The organism is Cedecea sp. NFIX57, from assembly GCF_900177785.1.
GTDB lineage: Bacteria > Pseudomonadota > Gammaproteobacteria > Enterobacterales > Enterobacteriaceae > Cedecea > Cedecea neteri_C.
Window position 1 is genome coordinate 18,641 of the sequence record NZ_FXAS01000021.1, and the last position, 25,034, is coordinate 43,674.

Here is a 25,034-nt window from a genome sequence, read left to right on the forward strand (position 1 = left end):
GAAGCGGCAGCCCAGAAGGGCAAGCCGCATTTCAAGCGTTACTTCAGTTTGTTAATTTGCTTTACGTCGATTTCAATCGAATTCCAGTCTTTATCCACTTTACCCTGAATTTCCACTGTATCCTGTGGGGTGACCACTTGGCCGTTCCAACGCTTATGATCAATATCTACGTTGATGCTGTCGGTTGCATCGCGGAAAATGTAATCATCGCCACCAATGCGCTGTTCTATTTTGCCGGTCAGCGTCACCCAAGTGTCATCAGATAACGTTTTGGCCTGTTTTACCGTGGTTTTACTCCCCGTTGGGCCCACAAAGCCGCCCTGCTGTACAGGCTGAGTTTGTACCGAGGCATTAGGGTCAACAAACCCACCGGTCTGAGCAGCAAAGAGAGGGGCTGAAGTTAAAGCAATAATGGCAAACAAAGCTGCTGTCTTTTTCATAATGTAATTCTCCTTTCGTTTCTTAGCCCCCATTAAATCGCTCAAATCTTAGCGGGATCTTAATCCCCAGAGTGGAAACTATTTTTTATTGTGTATTTGCGGCCTTTACCGAAGGAGTAGGCTTTTCTGCTGTACACATAAGGGATTCGGGTATTTACTGCACGCCATAACGGCAGCCACAAGGAGTGCGCCATGCGCCTGTTACTTATTGAGGATGACCCACTGATTGGTGACGGCATTAAAGCCGGATTAATCAAAATGGGGTTTGCGGTTGACTGGTTTAACGATGGGCTTCAGGGGCAAGCCGCACTTGGCCTCGCCCCCTACGATGCCGTAGTGCTGGATCTCAGCCTGCCCGGTATGGATGGTCTGGATATCCTCCGTGCCTGGCGAAAAGAAGGCCACAACGAACCGGTGCTGATTTTAACGGCCAGGGACTCGCTGGACGAGCGGATAGAAGGATTACAGCTGGGGGCGGACGACTACCTTTGTAAACCTTTCGCACTCACAGAAGTCGCGGTTCGGCTGCAAGTGCTCATCCGCCGGGCGCACGGCCACGCGCAGCCGGAACTAACCTACGGAAATGTTGTGCTTTCCCCGGCAAACCATACGGTATCTCTCAACGGCGAGCCCTTGCAGCTGAAGCCCAAGGAATTCGCCTTACTCGAGTTGCTTATGCGAAACGCCGGGCGCGTGCTACCGCGCACGTTAATCGAGGAAAAAATCTATAACTGGGACGATGAAGTCTCACGTAACGCCCTTGAAGTTCATATTCACCATCTTCGCAAAAAACTGGGCAGCAGTTTTATTCGCACCGTACACGGCATCGGCTATACGTTGGGTGACACATGCTAAACACCTTGACCAAAAGCTTACGCTCGCGTCTGACAGTAGGCTTTATCGTACTTACCTTTGCAGCCGCAGCCATTGCCAGTACTACCGCGTGGTATGAAGCCCGCAAATCGCTCAACAAGCTCTTCGATACGCAGCAACTGCTTTTTGCTAAGCGGCTAAGCGTGTTGGATTTCAACACTGCAAACAATATCGATTTACAGCTTCCTCGCAGTAAAAACATACTGAAAAAACATCGAGGTAAACTTGATGATGACACATTAGCCTTCGCCATTTTTACCGTAGACGGCAGGCTTGTGCTCAATGACGGCGACAGCGGTAAAGGGCTGACTTATTCATGGCATAGAGATGGATTTGCTGACGGACGACTCGAAGATGATGACGATCAATGGCGTCTGGTCTGGTTGACAACACCTGATGGGCATTATCGCATCGTGGTCGGCCAGGAGTGGGATTACAGGAACGATATGGCCCTGGATGTGGTTTCCGCTCAGCTCATGCCCTGGCTAATCGTGTTGCCGCTGATGCTGGCCCTGCTGATTTGGTTAGTCAGTTCAGAACTGGCACCGCTGCGTAAGCTAACGCAAAAACTACAGCACCGTCCTCCGGCCGACAACAGCAGGCTGGCGACGCAGGCGCTTCCGCTGGAAGTCAGGCCGCTGGTGGAAGCATTAAATCAGCTTTTTGAGCGTACAGAGGCGTTTATGCAGCGTGAAAGGCGCTTCACGTCCGATGCTGCGCACGAACTCCGTACCCCGCTTGCCGCCCTGAAGGTACAGGCAGAGGTGGCTCAACTGGCTGAGGATGATGCTCAGGTCAGGGGTCAGGCACTAAACCAGCTTCACCACGGCATCGATCGCGCTTCTCGTCTTGTTGAACAGCTCCTTACGCTTTCCCGACTGGACTCCCTGGCTGAACTTAACGATGTGCAAGACGTGTCGCTGCAGACGCTGCTTCAGGAAAACGTGATGAAAGCCTGGCACGGGGCCCAGCGAGAACACATTGATATTCGCCTGCAGATGTTGGAGCAACCGGTGACTCGCCGTGGCCAGCCACTTTTACTCGGGTTGATGCTACGCAATATCCTCGATAACGCCATCCGCTACAGTCCCGCAGGCAGCATTGTGAACGTCGTGCTAAACGAACATAACCTTGAGATTATCGACAATGGACCAGGTGTGAACCCTGAATATCTTGCCTCTTTGGGCGAACGCTTCTTCCGCCCGCCAGGGCAGCTAAAAACAGGCAGCGGGTTGGGGTTGTCAATCGTAAGTCGAATTGCGGCGTTGCACGGTATGCAGGCAACTTTCGGCAATGCAGAAAGCGGCGGCTTTAGGGTTCACATCAGTTGGAACTGAGAGGTTTCAGTCTGATTATTGCTTGTACAGCAAAAGTCTTTGCACATTTTGGTCATTTTTACACAGCAAGGCGCTCATTATAATGATTGGCAAACGTAATTATTTAAGGGCTAACGATGAGCAACATCCTGATTATTAACGGCGGTAAAAAATTCGGTCATTCTAACGGCCAGCTTAATGACACCATGACTGAAGTCGCGGAAAGCTATTTGCGCGACCTCGGGCATGATGTTCAGGTCACTCGCGCAGACAGCGAATATGACGTTAAAGCAGAAGTTGAGAAATTCCTTTGGGCAGACAGCATCATCTGGCAGATGCCGGGCTGGTGGATGGGCGCCCCGTGGACGGTCAAAAAGTACATTGACGATGTGTTCACCGAAGGTCACGGTTCGCTGTATGCCAGCGACGGTCGTACTCGTTCAGACGCTTCTAAAAAATATGGCTCCGGTGGCCTGATTCAGGGCAAAACCTACATGATATCCCTGACGTGGAACGCACCTTTAGAAGCTTTCACCGAAAAGGATCAGTTTTTCCATGGCGTTGGCGTGGATGGCGTTTATCTTCCGTTCCACAAAGCGAACCAATTCCTGGGTATGGAAGGACTGCCAACCTTTATCGCTAATGACGTCATCAAAGCACCTGACGTGCCACATTATGTAGCAGAATATCGCAAGCATCTGGCTGGTATTTTTGCTTAACTGTTGGCCGGATAACATAAGGAGTTAGTCATGCTGACAGTGATTGCAGAAATTCGCACACGTCCTGGTTCACACCACCGCCAGGCGGTAATTGCAGCGTTTGAGAAAATTATTCCAACCGTGCTGCAGGAAGATGGCTGCCACGGCTACGCGCCGCTGGTCGATCATAACGCCCAGGTCGCGTTCCAGACTACCGCCCCGGATTCCATCTTCATGCTGGAAAAATGGGAAAGCGTCGCGCACCTGGAAGCGCATCTTCAGACCACACACATGAAAGAACATAGCGCCCGCGTGAAAGACGATGTGCTGGAAGTACATATCCGCATTCTCGAAGAAGCCGTGAAGTAACTGGGCATTAGAATGCAAAAAGGGATGGCCTGAGCCATCCCTTTTACGTTTTGGAGAAAAACGTTTAGCCCTCGATATCGGCCATATCGCCTTTCTCTTGCAGCCAGTTGCGGCGATCTTCCGAACGTTTCTTGGCCAACAGCATATCCATCGTCGCCAGCGTGCGCTGGTCATCTTCATCGCTGATGGTCAGTTGAACCAGACGGCGGGTATTCGGATCAAGCGTGGTCTCACGCAGCTGAAGCGGGTTCATCTCGCCCAGCCCTTTAAAGCGCTGCACGTTTGGCTTGCCCTTTTTGCGCTTAAGCTGTTCCAGCACGCCGGCTTTTTCTTCTTCATCCAACGCGTAATAAACCTCTTTACCCAGATCGATGCGGTAGAGCGGCGGCATCGCCACGTAAACGTGACCACCTTTTACCAGTGCCCGGAAGTGGCGCACAAAGAGTGCGCACAGCAGCGTGGCAATGTGCAGACCATCGGAGTCCGCATCCGCAAGGATACAGACCTTGCCATAGCGCAACTGGCTCAGATCTTCACTGTCCGGATCAATACCGATCGCCACAGAAATATCATGCACTTCCTGCGAGGCAAGCACTTCGTCAGAAGAAACTTCCCATGTATTCAGGATTTTCCCTTTCAGCGGCATGATCGCCTGATATTCGCGATCGCGAGCCTGCTTCGCGGAGCCGCCCGCCGAGTCCCCTTCCACCAGGAAAAGTTCGGTCCGGCTTAAATCCTGCGCGGTACAGTCCGCCAGCTTACCCGGCAGCGCCGGCCCGCTGGTCAGCTTTTTACGCACAACCTTCTTCGCGGCGCGCATACGGCGCTGCGCGCTCGAAATCGCCAGCTCTGCCAGCTGTTCTGCCGCCTGCACGTTCTGGTTCAACCACAGGCTGAAAGCATCCTTCACAACGCCGGAAACAAAGGCCGCACACTGGCGTGAGGAGAGACGCTCTTTCGTCTGGCCAGCAAACTGAGGATCCTGCATTTTGACCGACAGCACGTAGGCGCAGCGTTCCCAGATATCTTCCGCAGAGAGCTTCACGCCGCGCGGCAGAATATTGCGGTATTCGCAGAATTCACGCATCGCGTCGAGCAGCCCCTGACGAAGGCCGTTTACATGAGTTCCGCCCTGCATGGTTGGGATCAGGTTTACGTAGCTTTCTGTCAGCAGCTCGCCACCTTCCGGCAGCCAGAGCAGCGCCCAGTCAACGGCTTCGGTATCACCCGAAAAATTGCCGATAAACGGCGCTTCCGGCAGGGTAATCAGGCCATTAACGGCTTCGCACAGATAGTCGTTCAGGCCGTCCTGGTAGCACCAGCGCTGCTCGGTATTATTCACCTTATCGGTAAAGGTAATCTCTACCCCTGGGCATAATACAGCTTTTGCTTTCAGCAGATGGCTGAGCCGCGAAACCGAAAAACGAGGGCTGTCGAAGAAGCTTTCATCCGGCCAAAAATGCACGCTGGTCCCGGTATTACGCTTCCCGCAGGTGCCAATCACCTCCAGATCCTGCACCTTCTCGCCGTTTTCAAAAGCGATGCTGTATACCTGAGCGTCGCGGCGGACGGTCACTTCAACGCGTTTGGAAAGGGCGTTAACCACAGAGATCCCTACGCCGTGGAGGCCGCCGGAGAATTGGTAGTTTTTATTCGAGAACTTACCGCCCGCATGCAGACGGCAAAGGATCAGCTCAATGGCCGGGACCTTCTCTTCGGAATGGATATCAACAGGCATCCCGCGACCGTCATCAATGACTTCCAGCGACTGGTCGGCGTGCAGGATGACATCCACGCGCTTGGCGTGACCTGCCAGCGCCTCATCCACGCTGTTATCAATGACCTCCTGCCCTAAATGATTAGGACGAGTGGTGTCTGTGTACATCCCCGGGCGGCGGCGAACAGGCTCAAGCCCGGTGAGTACCTCTATATCATCGGCATTATAGGATTGCGTCATGGTTTATTCATTCAGATAGCGAAACAGGAAATCGGCCGTCAGGCCTCAGCGTAAGCCGAGGAAGTCGACAATCTGTGTGAAATAATCTTCGAAGCCCGTGAAGGCATGATTGCCACCGGGTTTCACCGTCTGGCGGCAGAGCGCGTAGTAGGCTACGGCCTGGCGGTAATCAAGCACCTCATCGCCCGTTTGTTGCAGCAACCAAATCAGGTCTGGCGCGTCCAACGGGTCAATCTGCATGACTTTCAGATCGTAAATATGGCGTGACTCTAGCACATATTGCTGCCCGGTGTAGGGGTTCTCGTTTTTACCGAGATACCCCACGAGCAGCTCAAAGGGGCGAACAGCCGGATTGACCACCACCGCAGGCAGCGTAAAGCACTGCGAAAGCCATGTCGCGTAATAGCCACCGAGGGAAGACCCCACAATACCCAGCGGCTCTCCTCCGCGCTCAAGCACAAGCGATTCCAGCAGCTCGGAGGCTTCTGCGGGGTACGGCGGCAACTGAGGCACAATCATTTCAATGTCAGGATGATGCTGCGCCAGCCATGACTTAAACCGGGTCGCTTTTGCGGAGGCCGGTGAGCTATTAAACCCGTGCAGATACAGTAACGCAGGCATTAATACCCCTCAGAAGCCGTGTCAGGACTGAATTTACCGCTTTGCAACCGGCACACTTCCGTCGTCAGGCTACCGTCAGGGTAAAGGTCAAGCCAGCGCCAACCCGGCTCAATAGTGTCGAGCGTGAAATTGGCGCAGTGGGGTTTGAACTGGACGCATGTCGAAGGCGTGGCCAGCATTCTGCGACCGTTCCAGTCGAGATCCAGTTCCTGATGAATGTGCCCACAAAGCAGCGTTTTCACCTGCGGCCAGGGCTTAAGCACGGCATCCAGTGCGGCAGCATTGCGCAGGCTGTGCTGATCCAGCCAGCTACAGCCAGCAGGAAGAGGATGGTGATGCAGCAGAAGCAACGTGTGACGCTCTGGGGCGGCAGCCAGCTGACGCTCAAGCCATTCCAACTGGAAATCGCTCAGTTCACCGTGAGGAACCCCAAAAACCTGACTGTCCAGCAGCAAAATTTGCCAGTGGTCGCCGATGTAAACGCGCTTTGCCGGGGAAATGCCTGCTTCCTGCAGGGCGTTAAACATCGCAGGCTGAAAATCGTGGTTACCCGGTAGCCAAACGCAAGGCGCGGAAACGCGGGAGATCCCTTCAGCAAAGTGCTGATAAGCCTCCACGCTGTGATCCTGGGCCAAATCCCCGGTTGCCACCAGTAAGTCGCAGGCACGCTGTTCGGCGAGAATGGCGGTCAGCACCGCCTGATAGCTCTTCCAGGTATTAATCCCGAGCAGCGTTTCGTTCTTTCCCGCGAACAAGTGGGTATCGGTTATTTGCAATATCCTGATCCGGCCTCCATCGGCCACAGGAAGGGTTAACAGGCTTTCCAAATGGTGTCCTTAGGTTTCACGCACACTTACTACCCACCACACTTAAGCTGCTGATATCCAGGCCGCAGCTCGATTCATTCAGGGTATCAATATCATCCATTTATTCAGGGCGTTGTGCCGTTAGCCGTCCTGATCCCTAAAAACTAGGTATACACGGGCACGGCCATTGCTCCATGCGCTAAACAGTAGCGCAGCCAGTCAGCAAGAAACTGGTTAATTTGATGCTTTTCGTCGCGTTGATGCAACTTTTTATTCGGATAATCATATCGCGCTTTGAAGCGAAAGATCTGCTGACTTGAACACACTTCCGCGACCATCGCATCGTGATACAGCCTGACCGACATTGACGGCAGGCTCCAGTAGCTCACCGCGGGCTGCGTTTGTTCAATTTCCACCAGCGTTGTATAACGCGTTGATTCTGAGATAGTTAAGCGATATCTGGCGCTATTAACCTGATAGGTTACCGTTTCACCCACTGCATCATTTTTTGGCAACAGGCGGCGCAGCTGCGCGAAGTTGGTTTCGCACAAACGCATCATTTCGGGGAAGTCAGGGGTATAGCGCTTCATAATCAGTGGTTCCACTCTTTTCTTAGTTGCTCATAATGCAGCTGCAGCCATTGCAAAGCGATGACCGACGCCGCGTTGTCGATGCTCCCCTCTTCGACACACTGGTAAGCCTGCTCCCGGCTGACCACATGAACACGAATATCTTCGTTTTCTTCCACCAGGCCATGAATACCTTTGGCCTGAGTGGCATCCACTTCGCCGACTAAAATAGACAGCCGTTCGCTGGTGCCGCCAGGGCTGGCTAAATAGCTTAGAACCGGTTTGGTCCGGCCCACAGCGAGGCCTGCTTCTTCTACGGCTTCACGGCGCGCAACATCTTCTACGCTTTCACCTTCTTCAATCATGCCGGCGATCATTTCCAACAGCCATGGGGTTTCACTGGTGTCCCAGGCGGCAATACGAATCTGCTCTATCAGCACGACTTCATCGCGCACAGGGTCATAGGGTAGCAGCACCGCAGCGTGACCGCGCTCAAAAATTTCGCGCTTCACTTCGCCACTCATTTCGCCGTTGAATAAACGATGGCGAAAACGATAAAGATCGAGTGAAAAAAAGCCACGATAAAGCGTTTCCCGTGCAATAATTTCTACATCCTTTTTGGCGAAAGTAGCCGCAAGCTTTTCTGACTTATTCATAAATGATGTCCTGATGACAAATGGGCGCTGGCCGGGCGATTTCAACCCTGCATAACTGCCCTTTCAATTTTGATGTGGTAGATTGGTGAAAATTAAGGTAGATGGCACTTTACGCCAACCTGCCCGGCTGACGGAATCTGTAGAATCGGCGATCATCTTTGACTCCTGTCGGCGTTAAACAAAATAATTCTGCTTCACAACAAGGAATGCAAATGAAGAAACTGCTCCCCATTCTTATCGGTCTGAGCCTGACGGGTTTCAGCGCCATGAGCCAGGCAGAAAACCTGCTGCAGGTTTACCAGCAGGCCCGCACCAGCAACCCGGACCTGCGTAAATCCGCTGCTGACCGTGACGCCGCATTCGAAAAAATTAATGAAGCACGCAGCCCATTATTGCCACAGCTGGGTCTGGGTGCAGATTACACCTACGGTAACGGTTTCCGCGATCAGAATGGTGTTAATTCCAACGCGACAAGCGCAACGTTACAGCTGACGCAAACCATTTTTGATATGTCGAAATGGCGCGCCCTGAGCCTGCAGGAAAAAACCGCAGGGATTCAGGATGTCAGCTTCCAGACCGATCAGCAGTCTCTGATCCTGAATACGGCCACAGCCTATTTTAACGTGCTGAGCGCCATTGACGCACTTTCTTATACTGAAGCGCAGAAACAAGCCATCTACCGCCAGTTGGATCAAACCACTCAGCGCTTTAACGTGGGCCTGGTTGCCATTACCGACGTGCAGAACGCCCGTGCGCAGTACGACACCGTACTGGCGAACGAAGTTACCGCCCGTAATAATCTGGACAACGCGGTGGAATCCCTGCGTCAGGTCACCGGGAACGACTATCTGAGCCTGGCGTCCCTGAACGTGGACGGTTTCAAAACCACCAAGCCAGATGCAGTCAACAACCTGCTCAAAGACGCTGAGAAACGCAACCTTAGCCTGCTTCAGGCTCGCCTGAGCCAGGATCTGGCGCGCGAACAAATTCGTCTGGCTGAAGACGGCCACCTGCCGACCCTGAGCCTGAACGCGTCCAGCGGTGTGTCTAACACCAGCTACAATGGTTCTAAAACCGGGAATAACTCAGCGTATGACAACAGCTACAAAGGGCAGAACCAGGTTGGCCTGAGCTTCTCCCTGCCGCTGTACCAGGGTGGCCAGGTTAACTCTCAGGTTAAACAGGCTCAGTACAACTTTGTGGGTGCCAGCGAGCAGCTGGAAAGTGCGCACCGCAGCGTGGTACAGACCGTGCGTTCTTCCTTTAATAACGTGAACGCCTCTATCAGCACCATCAACGCTTACAAACAGGCCGTTGTGTCTGCGCAAAGCTCCCTGGATGCGATGGAAGCCGGTTACTCGGTGGGTACCCGTACTATCGTTGACGTGCTGGATGCGACCACCACGCTGTATAACGCCAAACAGCAACTCTCCAGCGCACGTTATAACTACCTGATTAACCAGCTGAATATTAAATCAGCGTTGGGTACGTTGAACGAGCAGGATCTGATTGCGCTGAACAACACCCTGGGCAAACCGGTTTCAACCTCCGCGGACAGCGTTGCCCCGGAAACCCCGGAGCAGGATGCCCGGGCTGACGGTTACAACACCACGCCAGCAGCCGCATCGACAAAAGCGACTCATGCCACTCCGGCAGCGGCCACCAGCGGGAAAAAAGCGAACCCATTCGCTAATTAATCGCCGGAATGTCAACGAAAGGGGCGTATTTTTACGTCCCTTTTTTTCTGTCTCTCATTTAAACGTAAGGCAACGTAAAGATCTCCTGCCAACAGGCCTGCATCGCTTCAATTTCAACCGTTCATCCCCTATCCTTAGCACCAAACCTACTGGGCTCAGGACTGATTAAATGAAACGGACAAAAAATATAAATCATTCATCGTTCCGCAAAAGCTGGAACGCACGCCATTTAACGCCGGTGGCGTTGGCTGTTACCGCTGTCTTTATGCTGGCCGGCTGTGAACAAAGCGACGAAACTGTCTCAATGTATCAAAACGCGGATGACTGCTCGCAGGCAAACCCGGGCAAAAGCGCGGAATGTACAACTGCCTATAGTAACGCCCTGAAAGAAGCTGAACGCACGGCACCGAAGTACGCTTCCCGTGAAGCCTGCGTGGCCGAGTTTGGCGAAGGGCAGTGCCAGCCAGCGCCTGCTCAGGCAAGTCTTGCAGGGGAAAGCCAGGCTCAGGCTCAACCGCAGCAAAGCGGCAGCTTCTGGATGCCGCTGATGGCGGGCTACATGATGGGCCGTCTGATGGGCGGCGGCGCGGGCTTTGCGCAGCAGCCGCTGTTTACCTCAAAAAACCCGGCCAGCCCGGCTTACGGTAAGTACGCCGATGCCAGCGGCAAAAGCTACGGCGCGGCCACCCCAGGCCGGACGACCACCGTTCCGAAAAGCGCAATGGCACCAAAACCTGCCACCACCTCAACGGTCACTCGCGGCGGCTTTGGTGAATCGGTAGCCAGGCAATCTACCATGCAGCGCAGCAGCGCCACTTCCGGCAGCAGCCGTTCGATGGGCGGCTGATAAATCATGGAAAGAGTTTCTATCGTTGAGCGCCCGGACTGGCGCGAAAAAGCCACGGAATATGGCTTCAATTTCCACACCATGTACGGCGAACCGTACTGGTGTGAAGACGCCTATTATAAGCTCACCCTGGCTCAGGTTGAACGCCTGGAAGAGGTGACTGCCGAACTGCATCAAATGTGTCTGCAGGTTGTGGGAAAGGTGGTAGCCAGCGATGAGCTGATGGCCCGTTTCCGCATTCCGAAACACACCTGGGAATTTGTTCGCCAGTCGTGGCGCAGCCAGCAGCCTTCCCTCTATTCCCGTCTGGATCTGGCGTGGGATGGCGTCGGTGAACCCAAGCTGCTGGAAAACAACGCCGATACACCGACGTCGCTGTATGAAGCAGCCTTCTTCCAGTGGATCTGGCTTGAAGATCAGGTGGCTGCAGGCAAGCTGCCCGCAGGCGCAGACCAGTTCAACAGCCTGCAGGAAAAGCTGATTGAGCGTTTCGCCGAACTGAAGCAACAGCATGGCTTCAATTTGCTGCACTTTGCCTGCTGCCAGGACACAGTCGAAGATCGCGGCACGGTGCAGTATCTGCAGGACTGCGCCGCCGAATCTGACGTCGCCAGCGAGTTCCTGTTTATCGAGGAAATTGGCCTCGGGGAGAAAGGTCAGTTTACCGATCTGAAGGATCAGGTTATCAGCAACCTGTTCAAGCTCTACCCGTGGGAATTCATGCTCCGTGAGATGTTCTCCACCAAGCTGGAAGATGCAGGCGTGCGCTGGTTAGAGCCGGCCTGGAAAAGCATTATCTCCAACAAAGCCCTGCTGCCGATGCTGTGGGAGATGTTCCCTGGCCACCCTAACCTGTTGCCAGCCTATTTCGCCGAAGATAACTTCCCGCCGATGGAAAAATACGTCGTGAAGCCGATCTTCTCTCGCGAAGGCGCCAACGTGAAGATCATCGAGAATGGCCAGGAAATCGCGCGCGTTGACGGGCCATATGGCGAAGAAGGCATGATCGTCCAGCAGTTCTATCAGCTACCAAAATTCGGCGACAGTTATACGCTGATTGGCAGTTGGCTTATTAACGATCAGCCTGCCGGGATCGGGATTCGTGAGGATCGCGAGCTTATTACGCAGGATCTTTCCCGTTTCTATCCGCATATTTTTGTTGAATAAACGTTGAAAAAGGCGCCGAAAGGCGCCTTTTCTTTATCCCACCACAACCGACAGCATACTCAGCGATCCCATTTCTATGCCGTCGACCGGGATCGTGATCGGCTCTTTGCCGTCCCACGCGCCCAGCACATAAAGCAGCGGCAGGAAATGCTCCGCCGTCGGGTTAGACAGTGAGCCGCCTTCATGACTGAGATAGTTCACCAGTGGATGCTGTTCCGCAGGCCCCTGCCAGGTCAGGTTCGCTTTAACATAGTCGTTAAACGACTCGGCCCATGGGTAAGGCGTATTTTCACCGTGCCAGCGTGCCGTGCGCAGGTTATGCACGACGTTACCACTCGCCACCAGCATAATGCCCTGGTCACGTAGCGTGGCCAGTTTGCGGCCAATCTCCAGATGCCAGGCTGCCGGCTTCGTGCTGTCGATACTCAGCTGCACCATCGGAATATCCGCATTCGGGTACATCTTGATCAGTACGCCCCACGAGCCGTGGTCAAAGCCCCACGCCTCTTTATCTAATGCCACCGGCGTTGGTGCCAGTAATTCAACCAGCTGTTGCGCCAGTTCAGGCGAACCGGGTGCCGGATAGTGCGTGTCATACAGCGCCTGCGGAAAACCGCCAAAGTCGTGAATCGTTTTCGGTGCTTCCATCGCAGTCACGCCCGTTCCACGGGTGAACCAGTGGGCAGACACCACCACAATCGCTTTTGGCCGCGGCAGCGTTTCGCCAAGCTGAGCCCAGGTGCGGGTATAGCGGTTATCTTCCAGCACGTTCATTGGGCTACCATGGCCAAGGAACAGCGCGGGCATACGTGGGCTTGTCATGATGGTGTCCTTAAATGGCTAAGATTTAATACACACAGATTACGCCCAATTTTTATGGGAAGAACTCAGATAAGCATGATGATGATCATCAGAAATTTTGAACAGGTCTGAAAAGACCAAAACAGCCAGGCAGGAATGAAAAGCAAAAGCCCGATCGCGCTGACCGGGCTTTATTTTTTTAGCTAGCTTTACGCGCTTGCGCCTGGCGATATTCCACCAGATCTTCGATGGTCACAACCGCCATATTGTGTTTACGGGCGAACTCGATGCACTCCGGCGCGCGCGCCATGGTGCCGTCGTCGTTGGTCAGTTCACACAGCACACCCGCAGGTTTGAAACCAGCCAGAGAAACCAGGTCGATAGTGGCTTCGGTGTGGCCGCCGCGAGTTAACACGCCGCCCGGCTGCGCACGCAGCGGGAAAACGTGACCAGGACGGTGCAGGTCGCTCGGCTTAGCGCCATCGGCAATCGCTGCACGAACGGTGGTCAGACGGTCGGCCGCAGAAACGCCGGTTGTCACGCCGTGCGCCGCTTCGATGGTCACGGTAAACCCGGTGCCGAAAGCGCTGGTGTTGTTTTCGACCATCATCGGCAGGTCGAGCTGTTTACGGCGTTCGTCGGTCAGGCACAGGCAGACAATACCGCTCCCGTGGCGAATGGTCAGCGCCATTTGCTCAACGGTCATGGTTTCAGCCGGGAAGATCATATCGCCTTCGTTCTCACGATTTTCGTCGTCGAGAACCATGGCGCCACGGCCTTCGCGAAGCGCATCAAGAGCACGCTCAACGCGCTCAGTCGGGGTGCCAAATGCAGAAAGTAGCGTCTGATTCATGGTAATAAAAACCTCATTAATATTATGGTTACCAGAATCAGGGCAGTCTTAGGAGCTAAAAAAATAACGCGGGCAGGCCAGGGCCTGACGTGATCGTTACTCTCTCCCATCCGGACTTTAACCGTCGGCCCCGGAATTACACCGGATCTGCTGACCTTCAGGCAAAGCCTGAAGCGCTCGCGGGCTTTCAGCGTTCGCTGATTTACCGCCGGTGGGGAGTTTCGCCCCGCCCTGAGAATAAGCAGGTTCACTATAGCGCTAATCATTTTTGTGGGCAACGATTACACAGGCAACATTTCCAGTTTATCCCCTGGCAATCAGGCATTACAATTAGCCCTATTACTCGCCAGATAATGGAAGCCGCTATGATTGACCCGAAAAAAATTGAACAAATCGCCCGCCAGGTCCATGAGTCAATGCCGAAAGGGATTCGTGAGTTCGGGGATGATGTGGAGAAGAAAGTACGCCAGATCCTTCAGTCTCAGTTAACCCGTCTTGACCTTGTGAGCCGCGAAGAGTTTGACGTGCAAACTCAGGTGCTGCTGCGCACCCGCGAGAAACTGGCTCTGCTGGAGCAGCGTCTGACCGAACTGGAAAACCGCGAAGTCCCGAAAGACGCCGAGTAATCCCCATCCCCCTGGCGCTCCCGCAAAGGAAAGCGCCAGGGGGAAATGCTCAGCGCAAAAATGCCTCGCTCAACCGGACCCAGTATGTTGCTCCTACCGAAATACAAGCATCGTTAAACTGATACAGCGGATGATGTACCGAGTAGTCGCCTTTCCCCGTCGCCGTTCCCAGCCAGATATAACAACCAGGCACCTCTTCCAGCATAAAAGAGAAATCCTCGCTGCCCATCATGCTCTTAACCTCCTGAGGGTCAGCGACTTTATCTGGGCCGAATGTATCCCGGGCAACCTGAAGCGCAAAGGCCGTTTGCGCTTCGTTATTTATCGTCACTGGATAGCCAAAATCCACTTCAATACTGGCTTTCACGCCAAAACTTTCCGCCTGAGCGTGGACGAGAGTCTCAACCCTTTGTTTGAGCGCCTCACGCACCTCTTTTTTAAAGGCACGCATGTTCAGTTTCAGCACGGCGCTATGAGGAATAATGTTGTGCGTTGTGCCGCTCTGCAGGCTGCCCACGGTAACCACAGCTGAATCCTGAGGATCGATATTGCGAGAGACGATAGTCTGCAGCGCCATCACAATAGATGCCCCAGCTATGGTAGGATCGATACAGTGCTCCGGCATCGAACCATGCCCGCCTTTGCCTTCCAGGGTGATCGTCAGACTGTCAGAAGATGCCATCAGCGCCCCTGGTTTTGTCACAAATTGCCCGGCGGGGATCAGGGGAAAATTATGCAGGCCAAACACCGCATCACACGGAAATAACCTGAACAGGCCATCGTCGATCATGCGCTTAGCACCACCGATCTTTTCTTCAGAAGGCTGGAAGATCAGGTGTAATGTCCCATTAAAAGGCTTCTTCTCCGCCAGATAACAGGCCGCCGAAAGCAGAATGGCACAGTGTCCGTCATGCCCACATGCATGCATTTTACCTTCGACCTGGCTTGCCCACGGCAGCCCTGTTTGCTCCTGCATCGGCAGCGCATCCATATCGGCGCGGATCCCCAATCTTTTACCGCCGCTACCCACTTTTAACGTCCCAACTACCCCGGTGCCTCCTAACCCGCGATGTACCTCGTAACCCCAGCCCGTCAGCAGCTCAGCAATACGATCGCTGGTGCGAAACTCTTCAAAACCCAGTTCCGGGTGCTGGTGGAAATCACGCCGAATGGCGATCATCTCTTCTTCACGATCCAGAATCTCTTTAATCAACATAGATAGCTCCTTGTATTAAGCATCGGGTAGCGTTTTCCGTTCCCGCCAGGCAAACAGCGCCGCCAGCGAAACGAAAGAGCAAAAAATCAGATACCATGCCGGCGTCATCGGCTGCCCCGTCACTTTAAGTAACCAGGTCACGTTAAATTGTGCAAAGCCGCCAAACAGCGTTACGCCAACGGCATAAACGATACCGATCCCCGAGGCCCGAACCGTTTGCGGAAATGCTTCGAGCAGCAGCAAAAACAGCACCACAGTGCAAACATTAGCGAGCACCTGATCGACAGCAATTAACGCGATAGTGATAAACAGCGGCATGCCGTTAAGGATCGACGCAAAGATCGGCCAAATCAGCACTAGCGACACGGAAAAACAAATAGTCATGATCGGTTTACGTCGGGGCAGACGGTCCGCCAGCTTTCCGGCAAAAAAGGGGATCAGGAGCGTCAAAAGCGCTGCCGTCAGGCTGATCCAGTAGGAGGTTGCCGCCGGCATATGCAGCGTGTTCACCATATAGGCAGGCATGTAATAAATAATAATGTAAAACGTTGTTGTGCCTTTCATTATCAGCAAAATGCCGAGCAACAGCGCACGGCGATGTTCCCGCCAGAGAGTTTTTGCCGAATTCTCCTTCTGGGGAGCTGATTCAGTATGATGGGTTTCAGGCAGGTGACGTCGGATGTACATGCCAATGGGCATGATCGCCAGGCCCAGAATAAAGGGTACGCGCCAGCCCCAATCGTACAAGGCTTCTTCACTGAGATAATGACTCAATCCCGCGCCCATGGCCGCACCAAAAAGCGCCGCGCCCCCCTGGCTGGTCATCTGCCAGCTCACACGTTGCCCGCGGCGGGATTTATCCCCGGCCTCCATCAGCCAGCTGGTCGCCGCGCCGATTTCTCCTCCGGCAGAAAATCCCTGGAGCAAACGCCCGGCAATCAGCACCATTGGCCCCACAATCCCGGCCTGGCTGTAAGTCGGCGCAAACGCCACCAGCATGACACCAAGTGCCATCAGCCCGAGGATCAGCGTCATTCCTGAACGGCGGCCATGTTTGTCTGCATAATTGCCCAACACCAGACTCCCCAAAGGGCGCATGACAAAACCGACACCAAAAGTCGCGACCGCCAGCAGCAGAGAAACATAATCATTACTGGAGGGGAAAAAGAGGTGACCAATGATGACCGAAAAGAAGCTGTACACCGCGAAATCATAGATTTCTAATCCGTTTCCCAATGTTACGGCCACCAGCGACTTAGCGCTGGTTCGCTCTTCCACTGGGCGGCTCTGAGGCGGCACCGCGGCTATCAACCCGCTGGCCGTGGAGGCAGAACTGGCAGATGATTTCATGCTCACTTCCTTCTAATTATTTTTTGCATGTTGTGTTGTTACTCCGGGGAGTGATTCGACTATCTGCATAAAAAAAGAACATCGCAAACATAAAAATTAGTTATGCCTTTGGTTATATTCTTCCTATCCTGAAAGCACATTTTTTGCACTATGGCGGTGACACAAGGCGGGGTAACAAATGAAAATCAAACTAAATCAGTTAGATGTATTGCTAGAGGTTGCCGCACAAGGCAGCATTGGTAAGGCAGCCCGAGCGCTGCATCTCACTCAACCCGCCATTTCCAAGACCATTCAGGAGATGGAAACTGAAATCGGCATGCCAATTTTGCAACGCTCATCACGGGGAGTGACGTTGAATGAGTACGGGCAAGTGCTGTTGCGCCATGCCAGAGATATTGATCGATCGTTACATCAGGCAAGAGATGAAATAGATAATCTGCTCGGGAAAGCTATGCGCCAGTTGCGCGTTGGATTTACCTCCGCCGCCTCTTACGGCCCCTTCTGTACCACAATGAGTCAGTATCAGACACGATACCCAGGCGTGAAGCTAACCGCGATGGAAGGCAGGCCGCACCAGATCCTGGATGCCCTGGCGAATCAGAGATTGGATATGGCGGTAATGACCAGCGCCAGCGGAACGCCCATCGGTACGTTTTATCACGAGACACTCTACGCACTGAGCAATACCATTATTGCCGGCGAACATCACCCCGTTACCCACACCACGACGCTGAAAAGTCTGATGCAATTTCCCTGGCTGGACTGGGATGAACCAGGAGAACACTCTATTCTGGGCCAGGTTTTTCGCCGCTATAACCTGCCGCTACCACCGACGATTGTTCACTGTTCTTCCCCGTGGATTATGGCGCGCATGATGGAGCAGGCACCCATTGTCAGCATGTGGACATCGGTCAGGCTGCGCTTCCCAGGTTATGAAAAAAACCTCCGTCCACTCACGCTCAAAGAAGTGTTGCCGGCAACCAGCGTGAATATCGTTTGCCCCAGCCTTGGACGACTTTCCACTGCGGGAACAACTTTTATGGAAATGCTGAGGATCAATTCGCGCGACTGGCTCCAGGACAGCGACGCACTGGAGATGGTGGCGAGAATATAAAAAAGGCGGACAAGCCTGAGCTATCCGCCTTGTTTCACTGAAAATCACCGAATCAGAAGGTTTCCCAGTTTTCGTCAGACGCTGCGGCTACGGCTTTACGCGGTGCAGGCGTCGTCGCGACAACCTTTGGCGCAGCGGCCTGGGCTTTGGCCTGGCGCTCCTGAGCGATACGGAACACGGAAACGGACTGCGTCAACCGGCTAGCCTGCTCTTCCAGCGCAGCGGCTGCGGCGGCAGACTCCTCAACCAGGGCGGCGTTTTGCTGGGTCACACGATCCATTTCTGCCACCGCCAATCCAACCTGATCGATCCCGCGGCTTTGCTCGTCAGAAGCAGAGGCAATCTCGCCCATGATATCGGTCACGCGGGTCACCGCATTCACGATTTCCCCCATGGTTTCCCCGGCGCTTTCAACCAGCGTTGAGCCGGTATCCACCTTGCTGACCGAGTCCTCAATCAGGGTTTTGATCTCTTTCGCGGCCTGCGCGCTACGCTGCGCCAGGTTACGGACTTCTCCGGCTACCACGGCAAAACCACGGCCCTGCTCGCCCGCACGGGCAGCTTCAACGGCGGCGTTAAGAGCCAGGATATTGGTCTGGAAGGCGATTCCATCAATGACGCTAATAATGTCGGCAATTTTCTGCGAGCTGCCGGCAATTTCACTCATGGTATGCACCACATTGTCCACGACTTTGCCGCCGCGCTGTGCGGTTTCAGACGCACTCAACGCCAGCTGGCTAGCCTGACGGGCGTTCTCGGCATTCTGTTTCACCGTGGCAGTCAGCTGCTCCATGCTCGCAGCCGTTTCCTCAAGCGAAGCCGCCTGCTGTTCGGTACGAGAAGAGAGGTCGTTATTGCCGATGGAAATCTCGCTGGCGCCGCTATAAATAGCATTCGCTCCGTTGCGGACCTCGCCCACGGTAATCACCAGCTCGTTTTGCATATGCCGCAGGTTCTCGGCCAGCTGGCCCATCTCGTTGGTGCCTTCCACGTCGATTTTGCGCACCAGATCGCCGCTGGCGATGTGGCGAATGCTTTCGATCAGGCGATTCAGCGGAGAGATAAGCGTGGTGCGGATCCCCTGCCAAACCACAAGGATCACTACCAGTACCACAATCAGGACGCCAATCAGGATCCAAATCGCCATGCTGTAGGAGCTATTGCTGCTGTCGACCGCTTCCTGATAAAGGTGATCGTTTTGCTGCAGATAGTTAACGTATTGCTTCTCAAAGCCGTCCTGATACCCCTGGGTTGGCTGATCGAAGAATTCGTTAATTTTCCCCGCACCGAGCAGTTGAATCAGCTCCGCCAGCGCGCCGTGATAAATATCGTAGTTGCGCTTAATTTCTTGTGCGGCCGTGTCGCTTTGACGTGGGTCGCGCGGTAAAGCTTCATAAGCCGCCCACTCAACCTCAGCCTGTTTCAGCGAAGTGCTGGCGATCGCCATCAATTCTTCAACGGTTGCACCGCTGCCAATTTTATTGGCATCCATCATGTAACGAATACCGGCGCGGTTCAGAGTGTTACGGGTCTGCAGCAGCGCGACCCAACTGCCGTTCAGCGTTGACTGCTGCTGACGAATGGTTTGTAGAACGGTGAAATTTTCTTTGTCCTGCTTCAGCGCGTTGAAGAACAACCCACCGGAAGCTATCTGCAAAATGCCAAACAGCCCCAGGACGACCAGTAAGCTTGTAACGATTTTGATACGGTTTAACATTGCTTCTCATTCCCTGTAAGACAAGTCTTAATCATCGGCGTAACAGCAGAAAACTTTACCCAAAGCGTTTTTTTGCCGTTTTTTCTGCTACTCCCAGGAAATGGCCTGGCAATAATTCATCCTCCACGCCTGCGGGGTTAAGTCGTAACACATTCATAACCCGAGTTTTTTTCACTATCATTTTTTTAATAGTCAACCAGCCCGGAGGAAGGCATGCTCACCGTTGCTATCTGTGAAAGAAATAGCCATTTTGCCAATGGCATTAAAATTATTATCCAGCAGCTCTGTCATCAGTTTAGCGAGACTTATCATTTCCTACCGTTGGCGCACCAGGACGTCGCGGATCTGGTTTTTTTCGCACTCGATGACAACTGGTCAACGGCCAACTGCTACAAAATACCGCAGACGACGCGCCATCAGAGGGTGATCCTCATCTGCAAAAAGCAGGATCAGGAGAACCTGATGTTTCGCCCCTGCCTGTATATGCTGCCGTCTATATACCGTGAGGATGAGGTCGAAGATGTCAGGCTCAAGCTGGCCCCCTGGATAGATCCCGAACGGCGTAAAAAAAACACGCTGCCGGTGCCTACATCTATTTGCCACTACTGCACAACACGGCATTTCAACATGCAGGAGCGCGAGCTGTTGAAGCTAATGGCCTGTGGTTACTCGCTGATTGATGCGGCTTTTATTATGCATATCGATGAAAATGCAGCGCGAGATAAACGACTGTCGATTATGAAAAAACTTAATATCAAGAGCCAATATAAACTCATGAATTATATCAAGCTCAATTTGCCTTTCTTGCTGGATTGAATCCATTGATTAAGTACTTTCTTATTATGCCAGGGAATTACTCTTAATTATCAAAAAAACACTCCCTTCACACTTCAGGGTTGCGAATTTTCGCAACCTGGAATAAGCCATCCCTGCTATTCACCCTTTCGTAGCGCTGAGAGAATACGCTCAGAATAATCTCCAAATTTGCTGAAAGTGCACGACCTCTTTCTCTCAGGTCATTGATCGAACAGCAACTCCGTAATAATTGTCACAATTAGCGACAAAATAATGATAAATATTTCTAGCGATAACATTTTATTATCTGTTAACCAGCATATATCCGGCCTCCGCCTGGAGCCGATTGTTAATTTATTCAGCGGACACGTTATTCATTACGAAGTACTCAGTCAGCTAACGCCGTCGCGCGATCCTGACGCTTTTTTTGCAAATCTGCCGGCTTCCGACAGCGTGGCACTTTTTTGCCAGCAAACCGAACTGCTGAAGTCCCGACAAAAACCCGGCAGATACTGCCTTAACCTTCCTCTTATGGCGTTGATAGACGATCGGCTATTCACACACCTGCTTGATGTTTGCGAATCATGGATAACAATTGAGATACAGGATGCTCCACTTTTCGGTCTGTGCTCCACGCAGCATCAGCTTTGCCTGTGTGAGCGAATTAAGCTGTTACAGCAACAAAGGATATCGGTCTGGCTTGATGACCTTACCGACGGCTGTATTGAAAGCTTCCACCGCTACGCCATTGATGTCGGCGGAGTAAAAATTGATAAACACGCATTCTGGACGCTCAGCAAAAACCGCCGGGCACTTAGGCAATTGGTTGCACAGTGCGCAGATATATCACCTCAGGTTGTCATTGAAGGTATCGAAGACACGCAACATCTCGAACTCGCTCGCCAGTCAGGTGCCAATCTTGGGCAGGGCTATTTATGGCCGCATAAACGTTGGCTGCTCTCTGATACATTGTCATTGTGAGGAGACTTATGTGCGCAGCCATGAGGCGAAATAAACACCGTCGTAGTCGGACTGATTATTTTCTAAACCCCGCCAACTACACAGCGCCACTTTTTTTTGATCGACTCGAATATCTTCAGCAGCAATTGATTGGGGGACAAAAACCAAAGAAGCCCGACGCCATCCTGATTTCTGCCGACAGCTTTCTCAGCCACGCAATCACCGGCAATCTTTTTCAACACCTTAACATTCCGGTTTCCACTTCACTGGATGACGTCATCGCGCATCAAACACTCTCCTCTGTACCCCGTCTGATCATCGACCTCGACAGCCTGGAGACACCGACGTTTGAAATTCTGCAGGCCATTCGCCAACAGATAATCGCCACGCCGCAGTCCCAAATCATCTTACTTAGCGCGTTACGAAAACCTGAAGTTACGCGATTTATTCTGCTGGCCGTGGACTGCCAACTCGTAGAGCGTCGTCTGCCACCGGACAAACTGAAACAGGCGCTAAGTTGTTACGACACCGATTTGACCACGCGGTACGACACCCCCGGTTTTTCCATTAGAGAATGGGCTATTTTACTGGCGCTAGGCCGCGGAGAGTCATTGAAATCTATCGCCCTTTTACTGGATAAACCCTATCATTACGTCGTTTACCGCTTCAACGTTTTGCTGGCCCGACTGGGCCTCGATAAACGCAGTAAAATGCTGCATCTGCTTCATGAAATTTCTGTTGCAAATAACGCACATTGGCGATCGGACTAACCTACTGAGTGATAAGATATTTTAAGAATTTACTTAATTTCTATGTTCAACTTGAGTTAAAAACCAACAAAATAATAACAATTACAACTATTCCTGGAAGCAATTCTTCCGCCCTGCCGCCATTCAGCACTTTTTGATCCAAAACAAATTAACAACAATCAGAACTAAATGTCATTTTTTCTGCAATAAAAAGTCTTTCAAACCAACCTAACTTAAAATTAAGGTGAGTTAATTCAATTTAGAAAAAGGCCAATTAACTACACAGCATTTCGTATTGACTCAGATGCCCCCCAGGAACATCAGACTTTTCCCACAAAAACTGCGCTGTATAATCACTCCATCACATATTTATATTTGCCAGGGCATTTATAACGTTTAAATGTGAAGTTATTTAGGCAGTCGTTCTCCGCTACGAATAACGAATTTAAAAAAGGGATAAGTTTTAAAGCAAACAAGGAGGTTCCCGCATAAAGACCGGCAACCGTCAACTCACTGTTTATCACTTTCGCTGCCATTGACGCTGTGTCAAAGCGATGTTTTTATCAAACAATCGAGGCAAAAAAAATGAAACCGGCATCCGTAATCATTATGGACGAACACCCTATTGTCAGAATGTCGATAGAAGTCCTGCTCCAGAGAAATAAAGATATTAATGTTGTTTTAAAAACAGATGATGGTCGGGAAGTTATCGACTATATGCGAGCGAATCCGGTCGATCTGGTGATTCTTGATATTGAACTCCCTAACACCGACGGTTTCACATTGCTCAAGAGAATCAAAGGAATACAGGAAAATACTAAGATCCTTTTCCTGTCATCAAAATCAGAGTCTTTTTACGCCGGACGCGCGATTCAGGCTGGTGCCAACGGTTTTGTGAGCAAACGTAAGGAACAGGAAGATATATTTAACGCGGTTGAAATGTTGCTGTCTGGCTACTCCTTTTTCCCTTCTGAGACGCTGCACTTTATCAGTAGCCATAAATCTCGTCGGGGAACAATGGACGATATGCCGTTATCCAATCGCGAAGTTACCGTCTTACGCTATTTGGCAAACGGGTTGTCGAATAAAGAGATTGCCGAACAGCTATTGCTTAGCAATAAAACCATTAGCGCACATAAAGCTAATATATTCTCTAAACTCGGACTCACTTCCATTGTCGAGCTGATTGACTATGCCAAGGTGCACGAACTGCTATAAGGGACCTTCACGCACTGGAAGCGGAAATACCGGGAACCTCCTCCCGGTTATTTTCTGGAATCATTAAAACGCATTTAGTTATAATTAATCAGAAACGTCGCATCCGCATTGGCCAGCCCGGCATCCGCATTGTCTGCCGTGGCAATGTAGTTGGCCCAAAACTTCAGCGTCACATCACCGTTCGCATCAACCTGCATCGTTTTACTGGCATTATTCAGCAACAATCGGGACTTATCCTCATTCAGTAGCTCAATGGCCACGTTCTTCGCCGTACTGGCCGCGTTGAGCGCCAGCAGACCTGTCCCGGTACTTTTTCCATTGAAGGTGATGGAGGCCGTGCCGCTCGGCGGACAGCCCGTTAGTTTCAGGTTGAACGGCATTGCCTGCGTCGTGCTTCCGGCAGTGCGCAGCTGTTTGGTCGGCCACGAACCCAGCTTCACGGTCTTGTTATCACTTCCCGTCTCTACAACGCAGGTGTAATCCACGATATTGCCACGCAGCTCAACGTTGATCTCACCCAGCGGAGTGGCCGCTTTCGCAGAGGGCATGAGCACTAGCAAGGCCAGCGCGCTCAGGAAAAATTTGTTCATCCTGCCCCCTTAATCGAAATCAACACGCAGATAGCCACGGGCCGTGAACGGCCCTTCCTTCGGCTTAACGCCCGTCACGCTGACCGGCCAGGCGCGAATTCCCACTCTTGCCGACGCGGCGTCATCCAGCTGGAAATTAATCTTGCTGCCAAGGTTGTTTGGCGTCAGGGGAGTCCCGCTGGCGTTTGCCACGATAAAGCCCAAATCGCTGTTATCGGAGATCATCATATTGCCGCTGCTTTTCTCTGCCTCAAGGCGCAGCGTGAGGTAAGCCTGGGCATCGATATTGGTGCATTTGATGCCGACCGTTTTACTTTGCGGGGTCACGCTTTGCGGGCGGTTACCGGCCCCGGCCTGGCTGAATAACGATGCTCCGATGCTGCCAAAATCAAACTCCACTACCTGCCCGGCGTTGATTTCGCATGTCTGCGGGACTTCAACTTTGCCGCTGTAGCTGATGGTGTAAACCGGCGTACTTAAAGGATCTGAGCCACGCGTCGTCACATAGACGCGGAACATGGTCTGTTTTGGGATAGGCACCATGTTAATAAACCGGCGCGTCACCTTCAGGCGGAACACCAGCTTCGAATCCTGCACACCAAAAGGCTGCTGCTTAGAGACGTTGGGGTGGCTCCCCATTTGAATGTAATTGCGCGGCGGGTAGAACGTACCGGCATAGCTGTCGGTGATCTGCATCGCCCCGTTAAGATAATCATTAATCTTCAGGTACTGATAACTGCCCACCACTTCCTGAACGGGCAAATCCGTCACGTAGCTTCGCATCGTCGTGTTACCGCTCGTGCCGGCCGGGCAGGTGGCATTCACCCCGACCCACTGCGTTTTTTCCGCCAGGGTAATCACTTGCCCAACGTTGTTATTGCTGCTGTTAAATTTGTCCGACAGATCGTAGGAGACGTCGGTGACGGTGCCGCTTGAGTTGTAGCAAACCGTCGCAGCAGCAGGGCCTGCGCAGGCCAGCAGCAAGCCACCCGCAATAACATTGTTCAGTTTCATTTTCATCTTCCTGAC

26 protein-coding genes and 1 riboswitch are annotated in these 25,034 nt (G+C 52.5%); of the genes, 13 read left to right on the plus strand and 13 right to left on the minus strand.

Annotated elements, in window-relative coordinates:
• Nucleotides 1-38: 38 nt before the first annotated feature.
• Complete coding sequence (locus B9Y90_RS17545; protein ID WP_085542022.1) at nucleotides 39-440, minus strand: YgiW/YdeI family stress tolerance OB fold protein; 402 nt, start codon at nucleotides 438-440, stop codon at nucleotides 39-41.
• Nucleotides 441-632: 192 nt separating this feature from the next.
• Here B9Y90_RS17545 and qseB point away from each other — a divergent pair, with 192 nt between their 5' ends.
• The 4 genes from qseB (at nucleotide 633) to B9Y90_RS17565 (ending at nucleotide 3,696) form a co-directional block, all read left to right on the plus strand.
• Nucleotides 633-1,295: a quorum sensing response regulator transcription factor QseB gene (gene qseB, locus B9Y90_RS17550; RefSeq protein ID WP_085542023.1), complete on the plus strand. Its 663-nt coding sequence runs from the start codon at nucleotides 633-635 to the stop codon at nucleotides 1,293-1,295.
• Nucleotides 1,289-2,650 (plus strand): quorum sensing histidine kinase QseC, encoded by a 1,362-nt coding sequence (gene qseC / locus B9Y90_RS17555; protein ID WP_085542024.1) that lies wholly within the window; start codon nucleotides 1,289-1,291, stop codon nucleotides 2,648-2,650. Before qseB ends, qseC begins: the two co-directional genes overlap by 7 nt.
• 116 nt (nucleotides 2,651-2,766) lie before the next feature.
• On the plus strand, nucleotides 2,767-3,348 hold the full coding sequence (locus B9Y90_RS17560; protein ID WP_039287817.1) for an NAD(P)H-dependent oxidoreductase: 582 nt from the start codon (nucleotides 2,767-2,769) through the stop codon (nucleotides 3,346-3,348).
• A gap of 30 nt (nucleotides 3,349-3,378) precedes the next feature.
• Nucleotides 3,379-3,696, plus strand: a complete 318-nt coding sequence (locus B9Y90_RS17565; protein WP_085542025.1) for a putative quinol monooxygenase — start codon at nucleotides 3,379-3,381, stop codon at nucleotides 3,694-3,696.
• A 64-nt stretch (nucleotides 3,697-3,760) separates the two neighbouring features.
• Here the strand turns inward: B9Y90_RS17565 and parE are convergent, their stop codons facing one another.
• The 5 genes from parE to nudF all read right to left on the minus strand — a co-directional run bounded on the left by parE (nucleotide 3,761) and on the right by nudF (nucleotide 8,305).
• On the minus strand, nucleotides 3,761-5,653 hold the full coding sequence (gene parE, locus B9Y90_RS17570) for a DNA topoisomerase IV subunit B (RefSeq protein WP_008460924.1): 1,893 nt from the start codon (nucleotides 5,651-5,653) through the stop codon (nucleotides 3,761-3,763).
• Between the two features lie 45 nt (nucleotides 5,654-5,698).
• Nucleotides 5,699-6,274 (minus strand): esterase YqiA, encoded by a 576-nt coding sequence (gene yqiA, locus B9Y90_RS17575; protein ID WP_085542026.1) that lies wholly within the window; start codon nucleotides 6,272-6,274, stop codon nucleotides 5,699-5,701.
• Nucleotides 6,274-7,101, minus strand: a complete 828-nt coding sequence (cpdA, locus tag B9Y90_RS17580) for a 3',5'-cyclic-AMP phosphodiesterase (RefSeq protein WP_085542027.1) — start codon at nucleotides 7,099-7,101, stop codon at nucleotides 6,274-6,276. The genes yqiA and cpdA overlap by 1 nt, the downstream gene beginning before the upstream one ends.
• 143 nt (nucleotides 7,102-7,244) lie before the next feature.
• Complete coding sequence (locus B9Y90_RS17585; RefSeq protein WP_085542028.1) at nucleotides 7,245-7,670, minus strand: DUF1249 family protein; 426 nt, start codon at nucleotides 7,668-7,670, stop codon at nucleotides 7,245-7,247.
• A gap of 2 nt (nucleotides 7,671-7,672) precedes the next feature.
• On the minus strand, nucleotides 7,673-8,305 hold the full coding sequence (nudF, locus tag B9Y90_RS17590) for an ADP-ribose diphosphatase (protein WP_039287831.1): 633 nt from the start codon (nucleotides 8,303-8,305) through the stop codon (nucleotides 7,673-7,675).
• Nucleotides 8,306-8,517: 212 nt separating this feature from the next.
• Between nudF and tolC the strand changes: the two genes are divergently transcribed.
• The 3 genes from tolC to B9Y90_RS17605 all read left to right on the plus strand — a co-directional run bounded on the left by tolC (nucleotide 8,518) and on the right by B9Y90_RS17605 (nucleotide 12,016).
• Nucleotides 8,518-10,002, plus strand: coding sequence for an outer membrane channel protein TolC (gene tolC, locus B9Y90_RS17595; RefSeq protein WP_085542029.1), 1,485 nt, complete (start codon nucleotides 8,518-8,520; stop codon nucleotides 10,000-10,002).
• A gap of 169 nt (nucleotides 10,003-10,171) precedes the next feature.
• Nucleotides 10,172-10,849 (plus strand): DUF1190 family protein, encoded by a 678-nt coding sequence (locus B9Y90_RS17600; RefSeq protein WP_085542030.1) that lies wholly within the window; start codon nucleotides 10,172-10,174, stop codon nucleotides 10,847-10,849.
• A 6-nt stretch (nucleotides 10,850-10,855) separates the two neighbouring features.
• Entirely contained in the window at nucleotides 10,856-12,016 is a 1,161-nt protein-coding gene (locus tag B9Y90_RS17605) for a glutathionylspermidine synthase family protein (protein ID WP_085542031.1), read from the plus strand.
• A gap of 33 nt (nucleotides 12,017-12,049) precedes the next feature.
• Here B9Y90_RS17605 and ygiD read toward each other — a convergent pair whose 3' ends face one another.
• Both ygiD and ribB read right to left on the minus strand, forming a co-directional pair.
• Nucleotides 12,050-12,838: a 4,5-DOPA-extradiol-dioxygenase gene (ygiD, locus tag B9Y90_RS17610; protein WP_085542032.1), complete on the minus strand. Its 789-nt coding sequence runs from the start codon at nucleotides 12,836-12,838 to the stop codon at nucleotides 12,050-12,052.
• A gap of 178 nt (nucleotides 12,839-13,016) precedes the next feature.
• Nucleotides 13,017-13,670, minus strand: a complete 654-nt coding sequence (gene ribB / locus B9Y90_RS17615; RefSeq protein ID WP_008460907.1) for a 3,4-dihydroxy-2-butanone-4-phosphate synthase — start codon at nucleotides 13,668-13,670, stop codon at nucleotides 13,017-13,019.
• Between the two features lie 94 nt (nucleotides 13,671-13,764).
• Nucleotides 13,765-13,913, minus strand: a riboswitch (FMN riboswitch).
• A 122-nt stretch (nucleotides 13,914-14,035) separates the two neighbouring features.
• Here ribB and ubiK point away from each other — a divergent pair.
• Complete coding sequence (gene ubiK / locus B9Y90_RS17620) at nucleotides 14,036-14,296, plus strand: ubiquinone biosynthesis accessory factor UbiK (protein WP_039296297.1); 261 nt, start codon at nucleotides 14,036-14,038, stop codon at nucleotides 14,294-14,296.
• Nucleotides 14,297-14,345: 49 nt separating this feature from the next.
• On the opposite strand, the gene B9Y90_RS17625 is transcribed toward ubiK, so the two are convergent.
• The gene (locus B9Y90_RS17625; RefSeq protein ID WP_085542033.1) at nucleotides 14,346-15,512 is read right to left on the minus strand and encodes a M20 aminoacylase family protein; all 1,167 of its coding nucleotides are present in this window, start codon (nucleotides 15,510-15,512) and stop codon (nucleotides 14,346-14,348) included.
• 15 nt (nucleotides 15,513-15,527) lie between these two features.
• A complete protein-coding gene (locus tag B9Y90_RS17630) occupies nucleotides 15,528-16,862 on the minus strand; it encodes an MFS transporter (RefSeq protein ID WP_085542034.1) in 1,335 nt (444 codons plus the stop codon).
• 178 nt (nucleotides 16,863-17,040) lie between these two features.
• On the opposite strand from B9Y90_RS17630, the gene B9Y90_RS17635 reads away from it, so the two are divergent.
• Entirely contained in the window at nucleotides 17,041-17,976 is a 936-nt protein-coding gene (locus B9Y90_RS17635) for a LysR family transcriptional regulator (RefSeq protein WP_039287851.1), read from the plus strand.
• Between the two features lie 52 nt (nucleotides 17,977-18,028).
• On the opposite strand, the gene tsr is transcribed toward B9Y90_RS17635, so the two are convergent.
• Entirely contained in the window at nucleotides 18,029-19,693 is a 1,665-nt protein-coding gene (tsr, locus tag B9Y90_RS17640; protein ID WP_085542035.1) for a methyl-accepting chemotaxis protein, read from the minus strand.
• A 213-nt stretch (nucleotides 19,694-19,906) separates the two neighbouring features.
• Here tsr and fimW point away from each other — a divergent pair, with 213 nt between their 5' ends.
• From fimW to fimZ, 4 genes are all read left to right on the plus strand, one after another.
• Nucleotides 19,907-20,509, plus strand: coding sequence for a fimbria biosynthesis transcriptional regulator FimW (fimW, locus tag B9Y90_RS17645; protein ID WP_039287857.1), 603 nt, complete (start codon nucleotides 19,907-19,909; stop codon nucleotides 20,507-20,509).
• 252 nt (nucleotides 20,510-20,761) lie between these two features.
• Nucleotides 20,762-21,469, plus strand: a complete 708-nt coding sequence (locus B9Y90_RS17650) for an EAL domain-containing protein (protein WP_039287859.1) — start codon at nucleotides 20,762-20,764, stop codon at nucleotides 21,467-21,469.
• Between the two features lie 8 nt (nucleotides 21,470-21,477).
• Nucleotides 21,478-22,218 carry a hypothetical protein gene (locus B9Y90_RS17655; RefSeq protein ID WP_085542036.1) on the plus strand — a complete coding sequence of 247 codons (741 nt, stop codon included), beginning with the start codon at nucleotides 21,478-21,480 and terminating at the stop codon, nucleotides 22,216-22,218.
• Between the two features lie 564 nt (nucleotides 22,219-22,782).
• The gene (gene fimZ / locus B9Y90_RS17660; protein WP_039287865.1) at nucleotides 22,783-23,415 is read left to right on the plus strand and encodes a fimbria biosynthesis transcriptional regulator FimZ; all 633 of its coding nucleotides are present in this window, start codon (nucleotides 22,783-22,785) and stop codon (nucleotides 23,413-23,415) included.
• A gap of 74 nt (nucleotides 23,416-23,489) precedes the next feature.
• Here fimZ and sfmF read toward each other — a convergent pair whose 3' ends face one another.
• Nucleotides 23,490-24,005, minus strand: a complete 516-nt coding sequence (sfmF, locus tag B9Y90_RS17665) for a fimbria assembly protein (RefSeq protein WP_039287868.1) — start codon at nucleotides 24,003-24,005, stop codon at nucleotides 23,490-23,492.
• 9 nt (nucleotides 24,006-24,014) lie between these two features.
• Entirely contained in the window at nucleotides 24,015-25,019 is a 1,005-nt protein-coding gene (gene fimH, locus B9Y90_RS17670) for a type 1 fimbria D-mannose specific adhesin FimH (RefSeq protein WP_039287871.1), read from the minus strand.
• Between the last annotated feature and the right edge of the window lie 15 nt (nucleotides 25,020-25,034).

Coding starts and splice junctions, on each gene's coding strand:
- B9Y90_RS17545 (WP_085542022.1), bottom strand. CDS start 440: ATGAAAAAGACAGCAGCTTTGTTTGCCATTATTGCTTTAACTTCAGCC.
- qseB (WP_085542023.1), top strand. CDS start 633: ATGCGCCTGTTACTTATTGAGGATGACCCACTGATTGGTGACGGCATT.
- qseC (WP_085542024.1), top strand. CDS start 1,289: ATGCTAAACACCTTGACCAAAAGCTTACGCTCGCGTCTGACAGTAGGC.
- B9Y90_RS17560 (WP_039287817.1), top strand. CDS start 2,767: ATGAGCAACATCCTGATTATTAACGGCGGTAAAAAATTCGGTCATTCT.
- B9Y90_RS17565 (WP_085542025.1), top strand. CDS start 3,379: ATGCTGACAGTGATTGCAGAAATTCGCACACGTCCTGGTTCACACCAC.
- parE (WP_008460924.1), bottom strand. CDS start 5,653: ATGACGCAATCCTATAATGCCGATGATATAGAGGTACTCACCGGGCTT.
- yqiA (WP_085542026.1), bottom strand. CDS start 6,274: ATGCCTGCGTTACTGTATCTGCACGGGTTTAATAGCTCACCGGCCTCC.
- B9Y90_RS17585 (WP_085542028.1), bottom strand. CDS start 7,670: ATGAAGCGCTATACCCCTGACTTCCCCGAAATGATGCGTTTGTGCGAA.
- nudF (WP_039287831.1), bottom strand. CDS start 8,305: ATGAATAAGTCAGAAAAGCTTGCGGCTACTTTCGCCAAAAAGGATGTA.
- tolC (WP_085542029.1), top strand. CDS start 8,518: ATGAAGAAACTGCTCCCCATTCTTATCGGTCTGAGCCTGACGGGTTTC.
- B9Y90_RS17600 (WP_085542030.1), top strand. CDS start 10,172: ATGAAACGGACAAAAAATATAAATCATTCATCGTTCCGCAAAAGCTGG.
- B9Y90_RS17605 (WP_085542031.1), top strand. CDS start 10,856: ATGGAAAGAGTTTCTATCGTTGAGCGCCCGGACTGGCGCGAAAAAGCC.
- ygiD (WP_085542032.1), bottom strand. CDS start 12,838: ATGACAAGCCCACGTATGCCCGCGCTGTTCCTTGGCCATGGTAGCCCA.
- ribB (WP_008460907.1), bottom strand. CDS start 13,670: ATGAATCAGACGCTACTTTCTGCATTTGGCACCCCGACTGAGCGCGTT.
- ubiK (WP_039296297.1), top strand. CDS start 14,036: ATGATTGACCCGAAAAAAATTGAACAAATCGCCCGCCAGGTCCATGAG.
- B9Y90_RS17625 (WP_085542033.1), bottom strand. CDS start 15,512: ATGTTGATTAAAGAGATTCTGGATCGTGAAGAAGAGATGATCGCCATT.
- B9Y90_RS17630 (WP_085542034.1), bottom strand. CDS start 16,862: ATGAAATCATCTGCCAGTTCTGCCTCCACGGCCAGCGGGTTGATAGCC.
- B9Y90_RS17635 (WP_039287851.1), top strand. CDS start 17,041: ATGAAAATCAAACTAAATCAGTTAGATGTATTGCTAGAGGTTGCCGCA.
- tsr (WP_085542035.1), bottom strand. CDS start 19,693: ATGTTAAACCGTATCAAAATCGTTACAAGCTTACTGGTCGTCCTGGGG.
- fimW (WP_039287857.1), top strand. CDS start 19,907: ATGCTCACCGTTGCTATCTGTGAAAGAAATAGCCATTTTGCCAATGGC.
- B9Y90_RS17650 (WP_039287859.1), top strand. CDS start 20,762: ATGATAAATATTTCTAGCGATAACATTTTATTATCTGTTAACCAGCAT.
- B9Y90_RS17655 (WP_085542036.1), top strand. CDS start 21,478: ATGTGCGCAGCCATGAGGCGAAATAAACACCGTCGTAGTCGGACTGAT.
- fimZ (WP_039287865.1), top strand. CDS start 22,783: ATGAAACCGGCATCCGTAATCATTATGGACGAACACCCTATTGTCAGA.
- sfmF (WP_039287868.1), bottom strand. CDS start 24,005: ATGAACAAATTTTTCCTGAGCGCGCTGGCCTTGCTAGTGCTCATGCCC.
- fimH (WP_039287871.1), bottom strand. CDS start 25,019: ATGAAACTGAACAATGTTATTGCGGGTGGCTTGCTGCTGGCCTGCGCA.